Here is an 18,047-nt window from a genome sequence, read left to right on the forward strand (position 1 = left end):
CAAGAAAAGGGTGAGGGAATCGCATGCAGCGATATCCCTGCACCCTTTTTTGCTGTTCAGTCGGAGTTTGAATGAGTGTCACCACGTCGGGTCTGGAACTGAAGTCGCGGCAGCGCTTCGTGCGCACGTCAGTCGAATTGCTGAGTTCGATGCGCTTTGCGATCGCCTTGCTCGTGATCCTGTCGATCGCGAGCATCATCGGTACGGTGCTCACGCAGGACGACCCGTATCCGAACTACGTCAACCAGTTCGGGCCGTTCTGGGCCGACATCTTCCGCTCGCTGAGCCTGTACAACGTGTACAGCGCGTGGTGGTTCATGCTGATCCTCGGCTTTCTGGTCGTGTCGATCTCGCTGTGCGTGATCCGCAACGCGCCGAAGATGATCGCGGACACGAAGAGCTGGAAGGACAAGGTCCGCGAAGGCAGCCTGCGCGCTTTCCATCACAAGGGCGAATTCGCGGTGCCGAACGCGACGCGCGCGCAAGCCGCCGGCACGTTGGGCAAGCTCTCGGCGAAGCTCGGCTACAAGTACGTGACGCGCGAAAGCGAAGGCGCGACGCTGATCGCCGCCAAGCGCGGCGCGCTGACCAAGCTCGGCTACATTTCCGCGCACCTGGCAATCGTCATCATCTGCATCGGCGGGTTGCTGGACAGTAATCTCCCCATCAAGCTGCAGATGTGGCTCTTCGACAAGACGCCGATCCGTAGCAACACCGTCATCAACGACATTCCGCCCGAGCATCGGCTGTCGCAGGGTAATCCGACTTTCCGCGGCTACGCGTGGGTGCCCGAGGGCCAGCACGTGTCGACGGCGATCCTGAACCAGCAGGACGGCTCGCTGATCCAGGATCTGCCGTTCTCGATCGAACTGAAGAAATTCATCGTCGATTACTACACGACGGGCATGCCGAAGCTCTTCGCGAGCGATATCGTCGTGATCGACCACAAGACGGGCGAGCGCATTCCGGCGCGTGTCGAGGTGAACAAGCCGTTCGAGTATGACGGCGTGTCGATCTATCAATCGAGCTTCCAGGACGGAGGCTCGCAGATGCAGATGACCGCCTGGCCGATGACGGGCAGCAACATCAAGACCGAGCCGTTCAACGGTGAGATCGGCGGCTCGAAGGTGCTGGGCGCGTCGATTCCCGGCGCCGATGGCCAGACCGTCGAATTCGCCGATTTTCGCGCGATCAACGTCGAGAACATTTCGAACGGCAATGGCCAGAACGATGCGCGCGGCGTGGCCGCGCACCAGTCGCTGAAAGAAGCCTTCGACGAGCGGCTCGGCTCCGGCGCGAAGACGTCGAAGCCGGTCGACCTGCGCAACGTCGGCCCGTCGGTCCAGTACAAGGTGCGCGACAAGGACGGTCAGGCGCGCGAGTACAACAACTACATGCTGCCCGTCGACGTGAGCGGCGAGCGCGTGTTCCTCGCCGGCATGCGCGCGAATCCGGACGACGCGTTCCGTTATTTGCGCATTCCCGCCGACGCGCGCGGCACCGTCAACGAATGGATGCACATCCGTTCGGCGCTCGAAGATCCCGCGGTGCGCGCGCAGGCGGCGCGCGACTTTGCGCAGCGCTCGGTGGAGTCGAATGCGGAGTTGCAGCAGCATCTGGAGGAAAGCGCGTCCCGCGTGCTGACGCTGTTCGCCGGCGACGATGCGACGCTCGGCAAGGCGGCCAATGGTCAGAAGGTTGGCGGCTTCCAGGCGATCGCTGCGTTCATCGACCGTTCCGTCCCCAAGGGTGAGCAGGAGAAGGCGGCAGGACTCTTGCTTCGCATGCTGGAAGGATCGATGTGGGACGTGTGGCAGATCGCGCGAAAGCAGGCGGGAGAAGCGCCGGCCACGCCCGACGCGACCACGAGCAGGTTCGTCCAGAGCACGATCAACGCGATATCCGACAGCTTTCTGTACGGTTCGCCCGTCTATTTGCAGCTTGATTCCTTCAAGCAGGTGCAAGCTTCGGTATTTCAGTTGACGCGCGCGCCGGGCAAAAAAGTCGTGTATCTTGGCAGCCTGCTCCTCGTTTTGGGCATCTTTTCGATGTTCTACGTCCGCGAACGGCGCCTGTGGTTCTGGCTCAAGGACGCGGACCGCGGCGTGAGCGTCGTGATGGCGATGTCGACGGCGCGCAAGACGTTCGATTTCGAGAAGGAATTCGTCCAAACGCGCGACGCGGTGGGCGCGGCGCTGGGCGGCAAGCCTGTCGATGCCGATTCCGCCCGCGAGGCAAAGGACGCCGACCCCGCAACCAGCGAGGCGTCCGCCGATTCATCCGATTCGACCCGGTAAGCACATGGACCTGACCCAAGTTTCCTCATCCTCGCGCGCCAAGCCGCGCGCCGATACGGCGGTGCATTCGACCCCGCATCTGCCTGGCGAGACGTTGCTGGACGACCGTCCATTCCTGAAGCGTCTGGGCCTGTCCGACTGGCTGTTCGCCCTCGCGCTGGTCGCGGGCGCGGGTTTTGCGCTGTCGCGCTACCACGAGTACATGAATTACTACGACAAGCTGGTGCTGGTGTGCACAGTGCCTGCAATGGTCGTGCTGGGCTGGCGCTGGAAGCCTTCTCGTCTGCTGATGGCGTGTATCGCGGTGCTGTCGCTGCTGGCGATCCAGATTTACGGCGGCGATCTGACCCGCGCCGATCACGCGTTCTTCCTCAAGTATTTCCTGTCGAGCCAGTCGGCCATTCTCTGGATGAGCGCGCTCTTCGTGCTCGCCACGCTGTTCTACTGGATCGGCATGCTGTCGCGCTCGCCGTCGGGCGCCGCGATCGGCTCGAAGATGACGTGGGTTGCGGTGCTGATGGGTTTCGTCGGACTGATGGTGCGCTGGTACGAGTCGTATCTGATCGGCTCGGACGTCGGGCACATTCCCATCTCGAACCTCTACGAAGTGTTCGTGCTGTTCAGCCTGATCACAGCGCTGTTCTATCTGTACTACGAGCGGCACTACAACACGCGCTCGCTCGGCGCGTTCGTGCTGCTGGTGATCAGCGCGGCCGTCGGCTTCCTGATGTGGTACTCGATCAGCCGCGACGCGCAGCAGATCCAGCCGCTCGTCCCCGCCCTGCAAAGCTGGTGGATGAAGATCCACGTGCCGGCGAACTTCATTGGCTACGGCAGCTTCGCGCTGTCGGCGATGGTGGGCGTCGCGTATCTGATGAAGGAGCGTGGCGTGCTGTCCGACCGTCTGCCGACGCTCGATGTGCTCGACGACGTGATGTACAAGTCGATCGCCGTCGGCTTCGCGTTCTTCACGATCGCGACGATTCTCGGCGCACTGTGGGCCGCGGAAGCATGGGGCGGCTACTGGAGCTGGGATCCGAAGGAAACGTGGGCGCTGATCGTCTGGCTGAACTACGCGGCGTGGCTGCACATGCGCCTGATGAAGGGCCTGCGCGGCGCGGTCGCGGCATGGTGGGCGCTGACGGGCCTGCTAGTGACGAGTTTCGCGTTCCTCGGCGTCAACATGTTCCTGTCGGGACTGCACAGCTACGGCAAGCTGTAAGATCCGCCCGTTTCGAATGATGAAAAACCGCCGTGTGCACTGCACCGGCGGTTTTTTTATGCCGATATGGAAGGATTGCGCGTCGGGTGTGTTAACAAAACGAAGAACGGCGGCTCTCACGCGCGAGTCGAACGAATACCGATGGACGGGCAGAGCCCGGCAAGGAGTTTTCAGCATGTGGATCAAGCGAAGCGAACGCAGCCAACTGTATGGCGACGACATAGCGCGCAGCGAAATCACGCCGCAACGTGTGTTCGAGAATCGCCGGCGAATCTTGCAGGCGGCGGGCGCGGCGGCGCTTGGCAGTCTGATGGGCGTGCATGGCGAGGCGTTCGCCGAGTATGCGGCGCAAGATCCGAAAGCGCAGAAGCTCGGCGCGAAGACCAATCCGAAGTTCGTCGTCACCGACAAGGTCACGCCGTACAAGGACATCACCACGTACAACAACTACTACGAGTTCGGCACCGACAAGAGCGACCCGGCTCACAACGCGGGCTCGTTGAGGCCGCGTCCGTGGAAGGTGAGCGTCGAAGGCGAGGTGAAGAACGCGAAGGTGTACGACATCGACGAGTTGCTGAAGCTCGCGCCGCTCGAGGAGCGCGTGTACCGGCTGCGCTGCGTCGAAGGCTGGTCGATGGTGATTCCGTGGATCGGCATTCCGCTGTCGGAGGTGATCAAGCGCGCGCAGCCGACGGCCAACGCGAAATACGTGCAATTCATTACGCTCGCCGATCCGTCGCAGATGCCCGGCTTGTCCGAGCCGATTCTCGAATGGCCGTATTCCGAGGGATTGCGCATGGACGAGGCGATGAATCCGCTGACGCTGCTGACGATGGGCGTCTACGGTCAGGTGCTGCCGAATCAGAACGGCGCGCCGGTGCGCATCATCGTGCCGTGGAAGTACGGCTTCAAGAGCGCGAAGTCGCTGGTGAAGATCCGCTTCGTGGACAAGCAGCCGCCGACCAGCTGGAACACCTACGCGCCGAACGAATATGGCTTCTATTCGAACGTGAACCCGAACGTCGATCACCCGCGCTGGAGTCAGGCGACGGAACGGCGCATCGGTGAGGACGGCTTTTTCACGCCGAAGCGCAAGACGCTGATTTACAACGGCTACGGCGATCTGGTCGCGTCGATGTATCAGGGCATGGATCTGAAGAAGAACTTCTGAGGCGGCGCGCATGGCAACCGATACGACACGCACCATGACAGGCAACGGCGCGCGCGCAAGCGCCAACGCGGCGAAAGCTGCGGCCACGCCGCGCAAGGCCAATGCAGGCGCGAGCGCGAACCGCTGGATCGTGCCCGCCAAAATCGCCGTCTTCGTCGCGGCGCTATATCCGCTTGCGCGCATCGTACTGTTCGGCTTCACGGGCGGACTCGGCGCGAACCCAATCGAGTTCATCACGCGCTCGACGGGCTTGTGGACGCTGGTGTTCATCTGCATCACCCTGGCCGTGACGCCGCTACGCAAGCTGACGGGCTGGAATGCGCTGCTGCGCTTTCGCCGGATGCTCGGGCTCTACGCGTTCTTCTACGGCGCGCTGCATTTCACGACGTACTTCTGGTTCGACAAGTGGTTCGATCTCGCCGAAATCGTGAAGGATATCGGCAAGCGGCCGTTCATCACGGTGGGCTTCGCGGCGTTCATGCTGCTGATTCCGCTTGCCGTGACGTCGCCGAAAGCGATGGTGCGCAAACTCGGCCGTCGCTGGCAGACGCTGCACCGTGCGATCTACCTGATCGCGGCGCTCGCGATCCTGCATTTCTGGTGGATGAAGGCGGGCAAGCACGATCTGATCTTGCCGAAGATTTACGGTGCAATCGTGATTGCGCTGCTGGGTTGGCGCGTGGCCATCTGGGCGCGTGACCGGATCGGGCAACGGGCGAGAAGCTGACAGTCAGGAAGTTGGAAACAATAAAAAAGGCGATGCGTCATGAGCGCATCGCCTTTTCGTTTTGAGCGTCCCGTGAACGCCTGGCGTTATTTCGGCAGAACCGTCTCGCCCGCGAACAGATCCTTCACTTCCTCGCGCTTGCGCACGACGTACGCCTTGTCCTCGTCGACCATCACTTCCGCCGGGCGGGCACGCGTGTTGTAGTTCGAACTCATCGCGAAACCGTACGCGCCTGCCGAACGGATGGCGAGCAGATCGCCGGGTTCGACGGCGAGTTCGCGGTCGCGGCCGAGCCAGTCGCCGCTTTCGCACACGGGACCGACGATGTCGTAGACATGCTTTCCGCCGTCACGCTGCACGACGGGTTCGATCGCGTGATACGCCTCGTACATCGCGGGGCGCGCGAGGTCGTTCATCGCGGCATCGACGATTGCAAAGTTCTTCTCGGCGCCGGGCTTGAGGAACTCGACTCGCGTGAGCAGCATGCCCGCGTTGCCGACCAGCGAGCGGCCCGGTTCGAAATACACTTCGCGATGACCATGGCCGCGCGCTTCGATCCGGTCGAGCAGCGTGCGCACGAAGTCGCCGATGTCCGGCGGCGTTTCGTCGTCGTACGTGATGCCGAGACCACCGCCCACATCGACATGCTTGATCTTCACGCCGTCCGCTTCGATCTGATCGACGAGTTCGAGCAGCTTGTCGACGGCGTCGAGGTACGGCGCGACTTCCGTGATCTGCGAACCGATGTGGCAGTCGATGCCGACCACGTCGAGATGCTTCATCGACGCGGCGGCGCGATACGTGGCGCGCGCGTCGTCGAAGGCGACACCGAATTTGTTCGACTTGAGACCTGTCGAGATGTACGGATGCGTCTTCGCGTCGACGTCGGGATTCACGCGCAGCGACACGGGCGCCTTCTTGCCCATCTCGCCCGCAACCGCGTTAAGGCGATCGAGTTCGGGAATCGATTCGACGTTGAAGCACTTCACGCCTGCCGCGAGCGCTTCGCGCATTTCCGCGATGCTCTTGCCGACGCCGGAAAACACCGTGTTTTCCGCTTTGCCGCCCGCCGCGAGCACGCGCGCCAGTTCGCCACCCGACACGATGTCGAACCCTGCGCCCATGCGCGCGAACAGATTCAGCACGGCCAGGTTGCTGTTCGCCTTGACGGCGACGTGCACGGTGGCGCGTCGGCCGGCGCATGCGTCGGCGTACGCGTGCCACGCTTTGGTCAGCGCGTCGCGCGAATAGACGTAGAGCGGCGTGCCGAACTGCTCGGCAAGCGACACGGCGGACACGCCTTCAGCGTGCAGCACGCCGTTGACGTAAGCAAAAGCGGATTGAGTCATGCGACAGTCTTATTGAGCTGTGGATGCAGCCGATGCCGGTTGGGCAGGTGCAGTGCGCAATTCGGAATCGGGCGACAGGGACAGCGGCGTACCCGACGTATCGGGAATCGAACCTTGAGCGTTGGCAGCGGATTTCGCTTCGTCGGGCGAGGCGGGCTGCGTTTGTGCAGTCGGTTTGGCCGGAAGCGGCGGAACGGTCGGCAAGTAGAGCGCGCCGCGTTGTCCGCAGCCGCTTAGCGCGACACCTGCGACAATAGCCAGAACCGCTAGAATCGTGGCCGTGCCGCTCGTCCGGAAAACGACTCGCATGACTGTCCCTGAATAAATAATCGCTGGAGTTTAGCATGTCCGACAGTGAATACCTGACCCGCGCCGAGGCTGTGCTTGCGGCCATCGAACGCTCGCTCGACGGTGCAGACGCCGACATCGAGTTCGAGCGCAGCGGCAATGTGCTGACGCTCGAATTCGAGAACGGCACGAAGATCATCGTCAACCTGCAGCCGCCGATGCAGGAAATCTGGATCGCCGCGAAATCGGGCGGATACCACTTCCGTTTCGTCGACGGCGAGTGGCGCGATACGCGTAACGGCACCGAGTTTTATGCCGCGCTGTCCGACTACGCGACGCAGCAGGCGGGTGAGCCGGTGGAGATTGCGCCGTAAGCATCGGCGGTCGGCGTGGTTTGAGCCGGCCGACGCGCAGTCGCAGAAGACAAAAAGCCGCCGCGTTCGACACGCGGCGGCTTTTTTTTCGGGCAGCGGTCCGGAGTCAGTGACCTTTGAACAGGTTCATGATGTCCTCCTTCTCCTGCGCGCCGACGGCCGCCGGTGCACCGCTCGCATCGCTTGCGCCTGGCGGCGGCAGCGTCACGCCGACCGTCGACACGAAGCCGTTGCCGGGTGTGAAGTCGTCGAAGTACAACTCGTCGCCGATCGTCACGACGTCTTCCGGCATCGGCATCTTATACTCGGGCACGCCCTTTAGCGCGCGTCCCATGTAGTCGATCCACACGGGCAGCGCAAGCCCGCCGCCCGTTTCCTTGTCGCCGAGGCTGCGCGGATTGTCGTAGCCCATCCACGCGATCGCGCACAGGGTGTGCTGATAGCCGGCGAACCACGCGTCGCGCGAATCGTTGGTGGTGCCTGTCTTGCCCGCGAGATCGGTGCGCTTCAGAACGTTCGACTTCGCGCCCGTGCCGCGCTGCGCGACGCTCGTCAGCAGGCTGTTCATCACGTAGGCATTGCGCGGCTCGATCGCGTGCGGTGCGTTGCTGGCCGCGACGAGCGGTTCGGCGTGTGCGACCACCATGCCGCGCTGATCGGTCACTTCGGCAATCAGATACGGATTCACGCGATAGCCGCCGTTCGCGAACACCGAGTAGCCGGCCGCCATTTGCAGGGGCGTGACGAGACCCGCGCCGAGCGCCATCGGGAGATACGCGGGATGACGTTCCGCGTCGAAACCGAAGTGCGTGATGTACTGCTGCGCGTACTTCGTGCCGATGTGATTGAGGATGCGGATCGACACGAGGTTCTTGGACTTTTGCAGCGCGGTGCGCATCGACATCGGGCCGTCGAAGCCTCCGCCGTAGTTCTTCGGCTCCCACGCCTGGCCGCCCGTTTCGGCGGCGCTGAAGAACAGCGGCGCGTCGTTGATGACGGTCGCTGGTCCAAGTCCCTTTTCGAGCGACGCCGAGTAGATGAACGGCTTGAAGCTCGAGCCCGGCTGGCGCCACGCCTGCGTCACGTGATTGAACTTGTTCTTGTTGAAGTCGAAGCCGCCCACGAGCGCGCGGATCGCGCCATCCTGCGGCACGACCGAAACGAACGCGCCTTCGATCTGCGGCAATTGCGTGATCGACCAGTTGCCGTCGTCGTTCTTCACGATACGGATGATGGCGCCCGGCCGCACGCGCTGGTTCGGCTGAGCGCGCGAACTCAACGCAAACGTTGCGTAGCGCAGCCCGTCGCCCTGAATCGTCACACCGTTGCCGTCGATCAACGTGGCCTGCACCTGCTTCGGACTTGCTGACGTCACCACGGCGGCGATGATCTCGCCGTTGTCGGGATGTTCGAGCAGCGCGTCGTCGATTGCCTGCTCGCGCTCGTCGGCGTTGGCGGGCAAGTCGATGAACGCTTCCGGACCGCGGTAGCCGTGACGCCGCTCGTAGTCCAGCAAGCCTCTGCGCAACGCGTGGTAGGCGGCGTCCTGATCGGCGGAATCGATCGTCGTGACGACGTTCAGGCCGCGCGTGTAGGCCTCTTCGCGATACTGCGCGTACATCATCTGCCGCACCATTTCGGCGACGTATTCGGCGTGCACACTGAATTCCTTACCCGCGCCCTTGACGATGAGCGGCTGGCGGCTCGCCGTCTCGTACTGGTCCTGCGAGATGTAGCCGAGTTCCAGCATGCGCTGAAGAATGTATTCCTGACGCACCTTCGCGCGCTTCGGATTCACCACCGGGTTGTAGGCGGAGGGCGCCTTCGGCAGACCGGCCAGCATTGCGCATTCGGCCAGCGAGAGATCCTTCATATCCTTGCCGAAGTACACGCGCGCCGCGCTTGCAAAGCCATACGCGCGCTGACCGAGATAGATCTGATTCATGTACACCTCGAGAATCTGATCCTTGCTCAGCTTCGATTCGATCTTGTACGCGAGCAGCATCTCGTAGATCTTGCGCGTGTAAGTTTTCTCGCTGGAGAGGAAGAAGTTGCGCGCCACCTGCATCGTGATCGTGCTCGCGCCTTGCGTTGCATGGCCGTTCGTGAGCGCGACGATGCTCGCGCGCGCGATGCCCATCAGGTCGACGCCGCCGTGATCGTAAAAGCGCGCATCTTCGATCGCGAGCACTGCTTTCTTGAGATTGTCCGGCACCTCGCGCATGTGCACGATGTCGCGCCGCTCTTCGCCGAATTCGCCGATCAGCACATGGTCGGCCGTATAGATGCGCAGCGGCACCTTCGGACGATAGTCGGTCAGCGCGTCGAGCGACGGCAGATTCGGCGTCGCGACGACCAGCGCGTAGCCCAGTATGAGCACGACGCACATGATCCCGGCGAGGATCAGCCCGAAGAAGCCAAGAATGATCTTCAGCCAGAGAGGACGCTTGCGCTTCTGCGGCGCCGGAGGCGGAGACGTAGGAGTCGTGGATTGCATATGAACACCAGAAAACGGTCCCGCGATTATAGCCGCCCGGTATGGCAGCTTTCGGCGTGCTTACTGCTGCTGCAAACCGCACGACGTTGAGAGCACTCTAGTTCCTTTGATTGTCGCCGGATATCGATTACCCGACCATTAGCCATTCGGACGAATTTCGCTTCCGTTTGGCGCTCCGCAGAATCCTTCCCGTTGCCCGCGTCGTCCGAACGCCGCGGGCCTTCAGTTTCCGTTGGTATCCGAGGGAGGATGGAATGGCGTTGAAAGACTCGTTACGAATGGCGATGCGTCGCCAGGCAGTCGGCATCGATGTCGGCGCGCAAGCGGTGAGGCTCGTCGCGCTGAGTTGCAGCGCGCGAAAGATGGAACCCATACGGATCGAATGCGTTGCGCTGGAGCCGCTTGCGCCGGGCGCGATGGCGGGCGCGGACATCGTGGACCGGCAGGCGGTGGCGCGCACGTTGTGCGCGGCGTTCGGCAACCTTCCGCAGCAATGCGTGTCGGCGGCATTGCGCTGCGCGATGGCGATTCCCGGTTCCGCGACGTTTACCACGCGTCTGCACGCCGCTCACGTGAACGGCCCGTCGCGAATGTCCGCGTCGCTTGAGCCTGCCGTGTTGATGGAGGCCGAGCGGATCGCGGGCATCGAACGTCATGCGTTGGCCGTCGACTGGTTCGTGGAGGACTCGCCGCTGCATCCTGGCGCCGTCTCGATTGCCGCGACGGCGCGCGAACATCTCGAAGCACGCATCGAATGCGCCGCAATGGCGGGCGTCACGCTGACCACGGTCGATGTCGAACCGCATGCGGCGTTGCGCGCGCTGCGTCATGCCGCGAAGTTCGAACTCGACCTGCACGACCCGTACGCCGCGATCTGGATCGGCAGCGACGGCGTGTACGGCTGGCGTATCGAAGGAGAAACCATCGCAGACGAAATCCGCTATCCGTCGCCTGAGTATTCGTGCGTGGCCGACGCATTGCGCGATCTCGCCGAAAACAATCTGAGCGTGTGCGCGCTGGTGGGCGGCGAAATCGACCTGCTCGAAGGCGTGTGCTTTTCGCTCGCCGATATCGGCGATGCGCTGGGCTGCTCCGTGCTGCCGTTCGACTGTTCTTCGCTGAGCGACGGCAACGTCATTCCGCACTCCGAGCTGATGCACGAGCCTTCGTTCGCAGTCGCATTCGGTCTGGCGCTGCGTGGCATCGCGCAATGACGGCGGCGCGTCCGGGCCTACGAGGCTTCAATCTCTTGCCGCACCGGCAGCGCGACGCGCGGCTCGCTCGCCGGCGCCGCTATATCGAATGGTCTGGCGCCGTGGTGTGCGGTTGCGTTGCTGTGGCGCTGCTGATGATGTGGCAGACGTTCGAGCGGTCTCACCTTGACAGGGAGCGCTCAGCCATCGAGCAGAAGCTTGCGGCGCTCGCGTCGCCTCTTGCCGAGCATGTGCGGCTGACGGGCGAAGCCAGCAACGAACGCTTGCAGAACGAGCGCGCGGCAAAGCGCTCGGAGCCGCTCGTTCATCTGCTCGATCTCTTCGATGCGTTGAGTCAGGAGTCGTCAGAGTCGGTCGTCGTCAGGCAGTTGCGGCACCGGGAGCGTGAGACGGAACTGCTCGCGACATCCACGGATCACGCGGCGCCGTCGGCGTGGCTGAACCGCCTCGCCGGACTGAAGGGTGTGAAGGATTCGGATCTGAGTGACGTGCATCGCGCGACCAATGCAGCGAATTCGACCGATCCGGCGACGGCATTCGAAGTGACCGCGCATCTGAAATGGGACGGCGCGTCAATGACGTCCAAAGCGCCGGCAGCTTCATCACCGAACACGAGAGGTAAGAAATGAACATGACGATTGCTGGGCGCTTCGGCAGGCCGGCAGCGCGCGAGCGTGCGGGACAGGCGCTTGTCGAGCGCCTGCGCGTGCCACTCGAAGCATGGAGTGTGCGGCGACGCTGGCTCGTCGCGTTGTGTGTGGCCGTGGCTGCGTTCGCGCTCGGCGCGAATGCGTGGCTTGCAGCGGACATGAGCGGCGTGCAGGCGAGCCGCGAAGCATTGTCCGTCGCGCAGCGCAAATTGAGCGAAGCCGGAGCGGCTGTCGCGCAGTTGCCGGCTTTGCGCAAGGCGGCAAGCGTGACACGCATGCCGGCAAACTGGACCTCCGCCGACGACATCCGCGTGATCTCGCAACTGGCGTCGCTCCATGAGTTGACGCTGCTGTCGATCGAACCGGGGGCCGTCGCAGGAAGCGGACTCGACACCATGCGTCCGCTGCGTGTGACCGCGCGGGGGGACTTTGACCATACCGCCGATTTCTTCGAGGCGCTCGCGAGCCTGCCAGTTCTCGTCGTGCCAGATGAAGTCACGCTCAGGCGTCAGGGCGAGAGTTTGTCTGTCAGCGCGACGCTGCATTCGTTCGGCGCGATTCATCCCGTGCAGGATGTCGCGCGCCGGAGCTTGCGCAACGATCCCGACGCATTCGATCCCGACGAGGAGATCGTCTTCTACGATCCGTTCCGGCCGGCTTCGATTGCATCGGCGTCGGAGGACGGTTCGTCACCGATGCGGCTGGTCGGGCTGTTGGCCGATCGCATGCGCGGTCTTGCGCTGATCGAAACGGGCGAAGGCGGCACGACGCTCGAAACGGGGCAAGAGTGGGGAGGCGAGCGTGTCGCCAATGTCGATGCCCGCGCATTGACGCTGGCGAAGCGGGACGGCAGCGCGCATTCGCTGACTTTGGCGGAGGCGGTCGAATGACATGGATCGCTCCCCTGCGATGGGCGCTCGCATCGGTTGCTATCGTCACGATGACGGCGCGCGCGGCAGTGCCGCCGCTTCCCGCCGACATGCCGTTCGACGACGCGATGATGCCTTCCGGTATGCCGCCGCTGCCTCGCGCGATCACGACAGACGTTGCCAACCCGTTCACGCCGCAAGCGAATGAGGACGGCGTGGCGTCGGAGGCAGCGCATCCGTCCGCTCTTGCGCACGGCGAAGCCGAGCCGAAACCTCAAACGCGAGCCGAAGCGCGGCAGGAATCGCTCGAAGGCCCGCCTGTTCCTCTTCCGCCCGCCGTGCGTCTGAGCACGAATGCTTCGGCGTCGGCTTCCGCTGACCGGCCGATCACGCTGCACTTCCAGCATGCCGAACTGGGTGCGGTGCTCGGCGCGTTCGCGAAGTTCACGGGCCTGAATATCGTCGCGAGCGAAAAGGCGCGCGGCGCGGTCACGCTGCATCTGGACAACGTGCCGTGGCGCGCCGCCTTCGATACGCTGCTCGACGTCAACGGACTCGCCATGGAGCAGCGCGGCAACGTCATCTGGGTCGCGCCGCTGTCGGAACTGGCGGCGCGCGAGCGTCAGCGTTTCGAGACGCACGCCCGTGCCGCCGAACTCGAACCGCTCGCGAGCCGGACGTTCGAGTTGCACTATGCGCATGCCGAAGAACTGCGCAAGCTGCTGACGGTATCGGGCAATCAGCGCGTGCTGTCCAAACGCGGCGCGGCGATGTCCGATGCGCGCACCAATCTGCTCTTTGTCACCGATCTCGACGCGCGGCTCGCGCAGATCGCGGAACTGATCGCGTCGCTCGACCGGCCGACGCGCCAGGTGCTGATCGAGGCGCGCATCGTCGAAGCGGAGAAGGGCTTTTCGCGCAATCTCGGCGTAAAGCTGTCGATGGCGGGCGCCAATGAGGACGGCAAGGCGATGGGGCTGGTCGGCGGAAAGGACGGTGCGATCGTCGATCTGTCGGCAGGGCCGATCTCCGGCTTCGACGCGGCCACGGCCGGACTGACGCTGTTCGCGGCACGGGCGACGCGGCTTCTGAACATCGAGCTGAGCGCACTGGAGGCCGATGGGCGCGGCCAGATCGTATCGAGCCCGCGCGTCGTCACGGCGGACCGGATGAAGGCGATCGTCGAGCAGGGCACCGAGCTGCCGTACCAGGCGAAAGTCGGGCAGGGCGTGTCGGGCGTGCAGTTTCGCCGCGCGAGCCTCAAACTGGAGGTCGAGCCGCAGATCACGCCCGACGGCCGTGTCGTGCTGGATCTCGATGTCGCCAAGGACAGCGTTGGCGAGCAGACGGCGTCCGGGCCCGCGATCAACACCAAACACGTGCAGACGCGCGTCGAAGTGGAAGACGGCGGAACGGTGTCGATCGGCGGAATCTACGAGACGGACGACCGCGATGATGTGACGCGCGTGCCGCTCCTGGGCAAAATACCGTTTTTGGGCGCCTTTTTCCGTCATCGCGCCCATCGCGATCTGCGCAGCGAACTCGTCGTTTTCATCACGCCGAGGGTTGTGCAGACAAATTGACGAATCATCGGCAAAGTGCCGGCAAAGCGCCACGGGCATGGGCCGAAAGCACGACGGGCGGCAGCCGCGCCGGCCGTCAGGCTCGACAAGGCAGGCGCTTTGCCAGTAAGCTGCCGCACGAACTACACCGGATTAGCCAGAGGATAAGTTGCAAGCGCGGGACGCACACGCCAACGTTTTTTTTGTAGGGCTCATGGGGGCAGGCAAGACCACCGTGGGCCGGGCCGTGGCGCGCCGGCTGAATCGCCCGTTCTTCGACTCCGACCATGAAATCGAGGCGCGCACGGGTGCGCGCATCCCGGTGATCTTCGAACTGGAAGGCGAATCGGGCTTCCGCGACCGCGAAGCGCAGGTGATCGCAGAGCTCACGGGGCGCGACAGCATTGTTCTCGCAACGGGCGGCGGCGCGGTTTTGCGCCCGGAAAACCGCGAGGCGCTGCGCGCGCACGGCATCGTCGTCTATCTGCGCGCCAATCCGCACGACCTCTGGCTGCGCACGCGCCGCGACAAGAATCGCCCGCTGCTGCAGACGGAGGATCCGAAAGGACGCCTCGAAGCGCTGTACGAGGTCCGCGATCCGCTCTACCGCGAATGTGCCGACTTCGTGATCGAAACAGGCCGTCCGTCCGTCAACGGGCTCGTCAACATGGTGCTGATGCAGCTCGAGATGGCGGGCGTCGCCAAGCCTACTGCGTCATAATGACGAGATGACTGCCATGATTACCGTCAACGTCGAACTGGGCGAGCGCGCCTATCCCATCCATATCGGCGCCGATCTGATCGGCAAGAGCGAACTGTTCGCGCCGCATATTCGCGGCGCGTCGGTGACGATCGTCACCAACTCGACGGTCGATCCTCTGTACGGCGACGCGCTGCGCCAGGCGCTCGCGCCGCTCGGCAAGGAGGTGACGACGGTCGTGCTGCCCGACGGCGAGGCGTACAAGAACTGGGAAACGCTGAACCTGATTTTCGACGCGCTGCTCGGCGCGCGGGCCGATCGCAAGACCACGCTGATCGCGCTCGGCGGCGGTGTGATCGGCGACATGACGGGTTTTGCAGCCGCCTGCTACATGCGCGGCGTGCCGTTCATCCAGGTGCCGACTACGCTGCTGTCGCAGGTCGATTCGTCGGTGGGCGGCAAGACGGGCATCAATCATCCGCTCGGCAAGAACATGATCGGCGCGTTCTACCAGCCGCAAGCGGTGATCGCCGATATCGGCGCGCTGCGCACGCTGCCGGCGCGCGAACTGGCGGCGGGCATTGCGGAAGTCATCAAGACGGGCGCGATTGCCGACGCCGCGTTCTTCGAGTGGATCGAAGCGAATATCGAAGCGCTCAACCGCTGCGAGCCGCAAGCGCTGGCGGAAGCCGTGAAGCGTTCGTGCGAGATCAAGGCATCGGTAGTCGCGAAGGACGAGCGTGAAGGCGGCTTGCGTGCCATCCTCAACTTCGGTCACACGTTCGGTCACGCGATCGAAGCGGGACTCGGCTACGGCGAGTGGCTGCACGGCGAAGCGGTGGGCTGCGGGATGGTGATGGCAGCAGATCTGTCCGTGCGTCTGGGTCATCTGGACGAAGCCGCGCGCAAGCGGCTCGTCACCGTCATCAAATCGGCGCATCTGCCCGTTCAGGCGCCCGCGCTCGGCGCGGCGCGCTATGTCGATCTGATGCGGGTCGACAAGAAAGCGGAGGCGGGCGAAATCAGGTTCATCCTGCTGAAGCGTTTCGGCGACACACTGATCACACCCGCACCCGACGACGCGGTGCTCAAAACGCTCGACGCCAGCGTCGGCACCTGACGCGACACGCAGCGGCTCAAAATAGCGGTCGTCGGGTTTGATTCGGAGATATCGGTGAGTGAAATACGCAGCGACAATCTGAGCGAATCGATCGACATTCCGGCGACGCCAGCCTCGGGCGTCGCGTCGTTGCCCACCACCGCCGCGCTCGAAGCGCACCTCGCGCCGTATGCCGCACATTCTTCGCAGTCGCGCGGCCGGCGTCATCATGAAGCGCCGCCCAGCGCACGCACCGAATTCCAGCGCGATCGCGACCGGATCGTGCACTCCACTGCGTTCCGGCGGCTCGAGTACAAGACACAGGTTTTCGTGAATCACGAAGGCGATCTGTTTCGCACGCGGCTCACGCACAGTCTCGAAGTGGCGCAGATCGCGCGTTCCGTCGCGCGCAACTTGCGCGTGAACGAAGATCTTGTCGAAGCAATTTCGCTCGCACACGATCTCGGCCATACGCCGTTCGGTCACGCAGGGCAGGACGCGCTCAACGAATGCATGCGCGACTACGGCGGCTTCGAGCACAATCTGCAAAGCCTCGCCGTTGTCGACGATCTCGAAGAGCATTACGGCGCGTTCGACGGCCTGAACCTGTGCTTCGAGACGCGCGAAGGCATCCTCAAGCACTGCTCACGCGACAACGCGCGGCGTCTCGGTGAACTGGGCGAGCGCTTCCTTGAGGGCCGGCAACCGTCGATCGAAGCGCAGATCGCCAATCTGGCCGACGAAATCGCGTACAACAATCACGACGTCGACGACGGTCTGCGTTCGGGATTGCTCACCATCGATCAGCTCGCCGAGGTCGAGCTATGGCGCACGCACTACGAGGCCGCGCGGCGCGACTATCCGCGGATCGAAGGGCGCAGGCTGATCCACGAAACCGTGCGCCGGATCATCAATACGCTGATCGTCGATCTGATCGCAACGACGACACGCAATATCGAACGGCATGCGCCCGCCTCGCTCGACGACGTGCGCCGCGCGCCTCCGCTCGTCGCGCACAGCGATGCGATTGCCGAACAGGCGACCGCGCTCAAGCGGTTTCTGTTCAGGAACCTGTATCGGCACTATCGCGTGATGCGCATGGCGAACAAGGCGCGGCGCGTGATCGCCGGGCTGTTCGACGCATTCATCGACGATCCCCGGCTGCTGCCGCCCAATTATCAAACGCCGGACGCGGCGAAACAGCCGCGCCTGATCGCGCATTACATTGCGGGCATGACCGATCGCTACGCATCGAAGGAGTATCAACGGCTGTTCGTCGTCGACGGCGATTGACGCGTCAGTGCGTCGGTGCGCGGCGAAACACGCACGGTCGGAGGCGCAAGGCAAGGAAGCGGCGCACAGAGCGTGCGCCGCGCCTGTCCTTCGCAGCAGCGATCCGAAGTCCCAGTCTTCAGCCCGGCCCGCCTGGCGCGTTCAACGCGCCCTTCAGCCTGAGCAAAGCATCAGCGCGAGCCGCCGCGAGCGATCAACGCGCCAGCGATCAGCGCAAGCCCGCCGACCACGGCAATCGTTCGCCACGGATTTTCATGCACGAAATCGTCTGCGTCGTTCATCGCGGCCTGCGCGCGTTCGCGCATCACGTCGCGCGTATCGTTGAGGCGCGAGCGCGCGTCGTCGAGTCGCTTGCGCAGTTGCGTCCGCAGTACCGCAGCGTCGGCCTGCGTGCCGTCGCCCAGCGTGTTCTCGAGTTCGTTCATCAAAGTGCGCAGCTCGCTGGCAATATCTTCAGCAGCATGTCGACTGTGGCGCGCAATGCGGCGCGCACGACGGCCCGCCGTCGTCCAGGATTCGCCGAGCGCATCTCGCGTATTAGGTAGTGCAGTCATGGTCGCTCCGTCGATGAGGGTGGTTGTACATCCCCGCAACACAGCGCGGGAAGTATCCTCTGACGCAACTTCGGTGCCCGCCAGGCGAGACGCGATGAACGGGCGCTGCGCGTCGTTCGATGCACGCTGCATCCGGCAGAAAATGCACCGGCGGCGCATGCTTCTCAGTCAAATTTACAAC

Annotated in this window: 16 protein-coding genes; 12 read left to right on the forward strand and 4 right to left on the reverse strand. The window is 63.7% G+C overall.

Annotation, left to right across the window (positions count from 1 at the left end; genetic code table 11):
- Window positions 1-71: 71 nt before the first annotated feature.
- The 4 genes from FRZ40_RS12670 (at window position 72) to msrQ (ending at window position 5,417) form a co-directional block, all read left to right on the forward strand.
- A complete protein-coding gene (locus tag FRZ40_RS12670; RefSeq protein ID WP_147234275.1) occupies window positions 72-2,297 on the forward strand; it encodes a cytochrome c biogenesis protein ResB in 2,226 nt (741 codons plus the stop codon).
- A 4-nt stretch (window positions 2,298-2,301) separates the two neighbouring features.
- Window positions 2,302-3,519, forward strand: a complete 1,218-nt coding sequence (gene ccsB / locus FRZ40_RS12675; protein WP_147234276.1) for a c-type cytochrome biogenesis protein CcsB — start codon at window positions 2,302-2,304, stop codon at window positions 3,517-3,519.
- 175 nt (window positions 3,520-3,694) lie between these two features.
- Window positions 3,695-4,690 (forward strand): protein-methionine-sulfoxide reductase catalytic subunit MsrP, encoded by a 996-nt coding sequence (msrP, locus tag FRZ40_RS12680; RefSeq protein ID WP_147234277.1) that lies wholly within the window; start codon window positions 3,695-3,697, stop codon window positions 4,688-4,690.
- A gap of 10 nt (window positions 4,691-4,700) precedes the next feature.
- Window positions 4,701-5,417, forward strand: coding sequence for a protein-methionine-sulfoxide reductase heme-binding subunit MsrQ (gene msrQ / locus FRZ40_RS12685; RefSeq protein ID WP_028367635.1), 717 nt, complete (start codon window positions 4,701-4,703; stop codon window positions 5,415-5,417).
- Between the two features lie 86 nt (window positions 5,418-5,503).
- Here msrQ and lysA read toward each other — a convergent pair whose 3' ends face one another.
- Entirely contained in the window at window positions 5,504-6,766 is a 1,263-nt protein-coding gene (gene lysA / locus FRZ40_RS12690) for a diaminopimelate decarboxylase (protein WP_028367634.1), read from the reverse strand.
- Between the two features lie 9 nt (window positions 6,767-6,775).
- Window positions 6,776-7,075 carry an LPS translocon maturation chaperone LptM gene (gene lptM, locus FRZ40_RS12695; RefSeq protein ID WP_147234278.1) on the reverse strand — a complete coding sequence of 100 codons (300 nt, stop codon included), beginning with the start codon at window positions 7,073-7,075 and terminating at the stop codon, window positions 6,776-6,778.
- Window positions 7,076-7,110: 35 nt separating this feature from the next.
- Between lptM and cyaY the strand changes: the two genes are divergently transcribed.
- A complete protein-coding gene (gene cyaY / locus FRZ40_RS12700; protein WP_028367632.1) occupies window positions 7,111-7,428 on the forward strand; it encodes an iron donor protein CyaY in 318 nt (105 codons plus the stop codon).
- A gap of 106 nt (window positions 7,429-7,534) precedes the next feature.
- Here the strand turns inward: cyaY and FRZ40_RS12705 are convergent, their stop codons facing one another.
- A complete protein-coding gene (locus tag FRZ40_RS12705; RefSeq protein ID WP_028367631.1) occupies window positions 7,535-9,925 on the reverse strand; it encodes a penicillin-binding protein 1A in 2,391 nt (796 codons plus the stop codon).
- Between the two features lie 254 nt (window positions 9,926-10,179).
- Between FRZ40_RS12705 and pilM the strand changes: the two genes are divergently transcribed.
- The 7 genes from pilM to FRZ40_RS12740 all read left to right on the forward strand — a co-directional run bounded on the left by pilM (window position 10,180) and on the right by FRZ40_RS12740 (window position 17,312).
- Window positions 10,180-11,139 carry a type IV pilus biogenesis protein PilM gene (pilM, locus tag FRZ40_RS12710; protein WP_147234279.1) on the forward strand — a complete coding sequence of 320 codons (960 nt, stop codon included), beginning with the start codon at window positions 10,180-10,182 and terminating at the stop codon, window positions 11,137-11,139.
- On the forward strand, window positions 11,136-11,768 hold the full coding sequence (locus FRZ40_RS12715) for a fimbrial assembly protein (protein ID WP_147234280.1): 633 nt from the start codon (window positions 11,136-11,138) through the stop codon (window positions 11,766-11,768). Before pilM ends, FRZ40_RS12715 begins: the two co-directional genes overlap by 4 nt.
- Window positions 11,765-12,679: a type 4a pilus biogenesis protein PilO gene (gene pilO, locus FRZ40_RS12720; protein ID WP_147234281.1), complete on the forward strand. Its 915-nt coding sequence runs from the start codon at window positions 11,765-11,767 to the stop codon at window positions 12,677-12,679. The genes FRZ40_RS12715 and pilO overlap by 4 nt, the downstream gene beginning before the upstream one ends.
- Window positions 12,676-14,241, forward strand: a complete 1,566-nt coding sequence (locus FRZ40_RS12725) for a type IV pilus secretin PilQ (RefSeq protein WP_147234282.1) — start codon at window positions 12,676-12,678, stop codon at window positions 14,239-14,241. The genes pilO and FRZ40_RS12725 overlap by 4 nt, the downstream gene beginning before the upstream one ends.
- Before the next feature lie 148 nt (window positions 14,242-14,389).
- The gene (aroK, locus tag FRZ40_RS12730) at window positions 14,390-14,941 is read left to right on the forward strand and encodes a shikimate kinase AroK (protein ID WP_028367626.1); all 552 of its coding nucleotides are present in this window, start codon (window positions 14,390-14,392) and stop codon (window positions 14,939-14,941) included.
- A gap of 16 nt (window positions 14,942-14,957) precedes the next feature.
- On the forward strand, window positions 14,958-16,040 hold the full coding sequence (aroB, locus tag FRZ40_RS12735) for a 3-dehydroquinate synthase (RefSeq protein WP_420873854.1): 1,083 nt from the start codon (window positions 14,958-14,960) through the stop codon (window positions 16,038-16,040).
- Between the two features lie 78 nt (window positions 16,041-16,118).
- Window positions 16,119-17,312, forward strand: coding sequence for a deoxyguanosinetriphosphate triphosphohydrolase (locus tag FRZ40_RS12740; RefSeq protein WP_240057195.1), 1,194 nt, complete (start codon window positions 16,119-16,121; stop codon window positions 17,310-17,312).
- 170 nt (window positions 17,313-17,482) lie between these two features.
- On the opposite strand, the gene FRZ40_RS12745 is transcribed toward FRZ40_RS12740, so the two are convergent.
- On the reverse strand, window positions 17,483-17,866 hold the full coding sequence (locus FRZ40_RS12745; protein WP_028367623.1) for an ElaB/YgaM/YqjD family protein: 384 nt from the start codon (window positions 17,864-17,866) through the stop codon (window positions 17,483-17,485).
- Window positions 17,867-18,047 lie beyond the last annotated feature (181 nt).

Source organism: Paraburkholderia azotifigens (genome assembly GCF_007995085.1).
In the GTDB taxonomy this organism is placed as follows: Bacteria; Pseudomonadota; Gammaproteobacteria; order Burkholderiales; family Burkholderiaceae; genus Paraburkholderia; species Paraburkholderia azotifigens.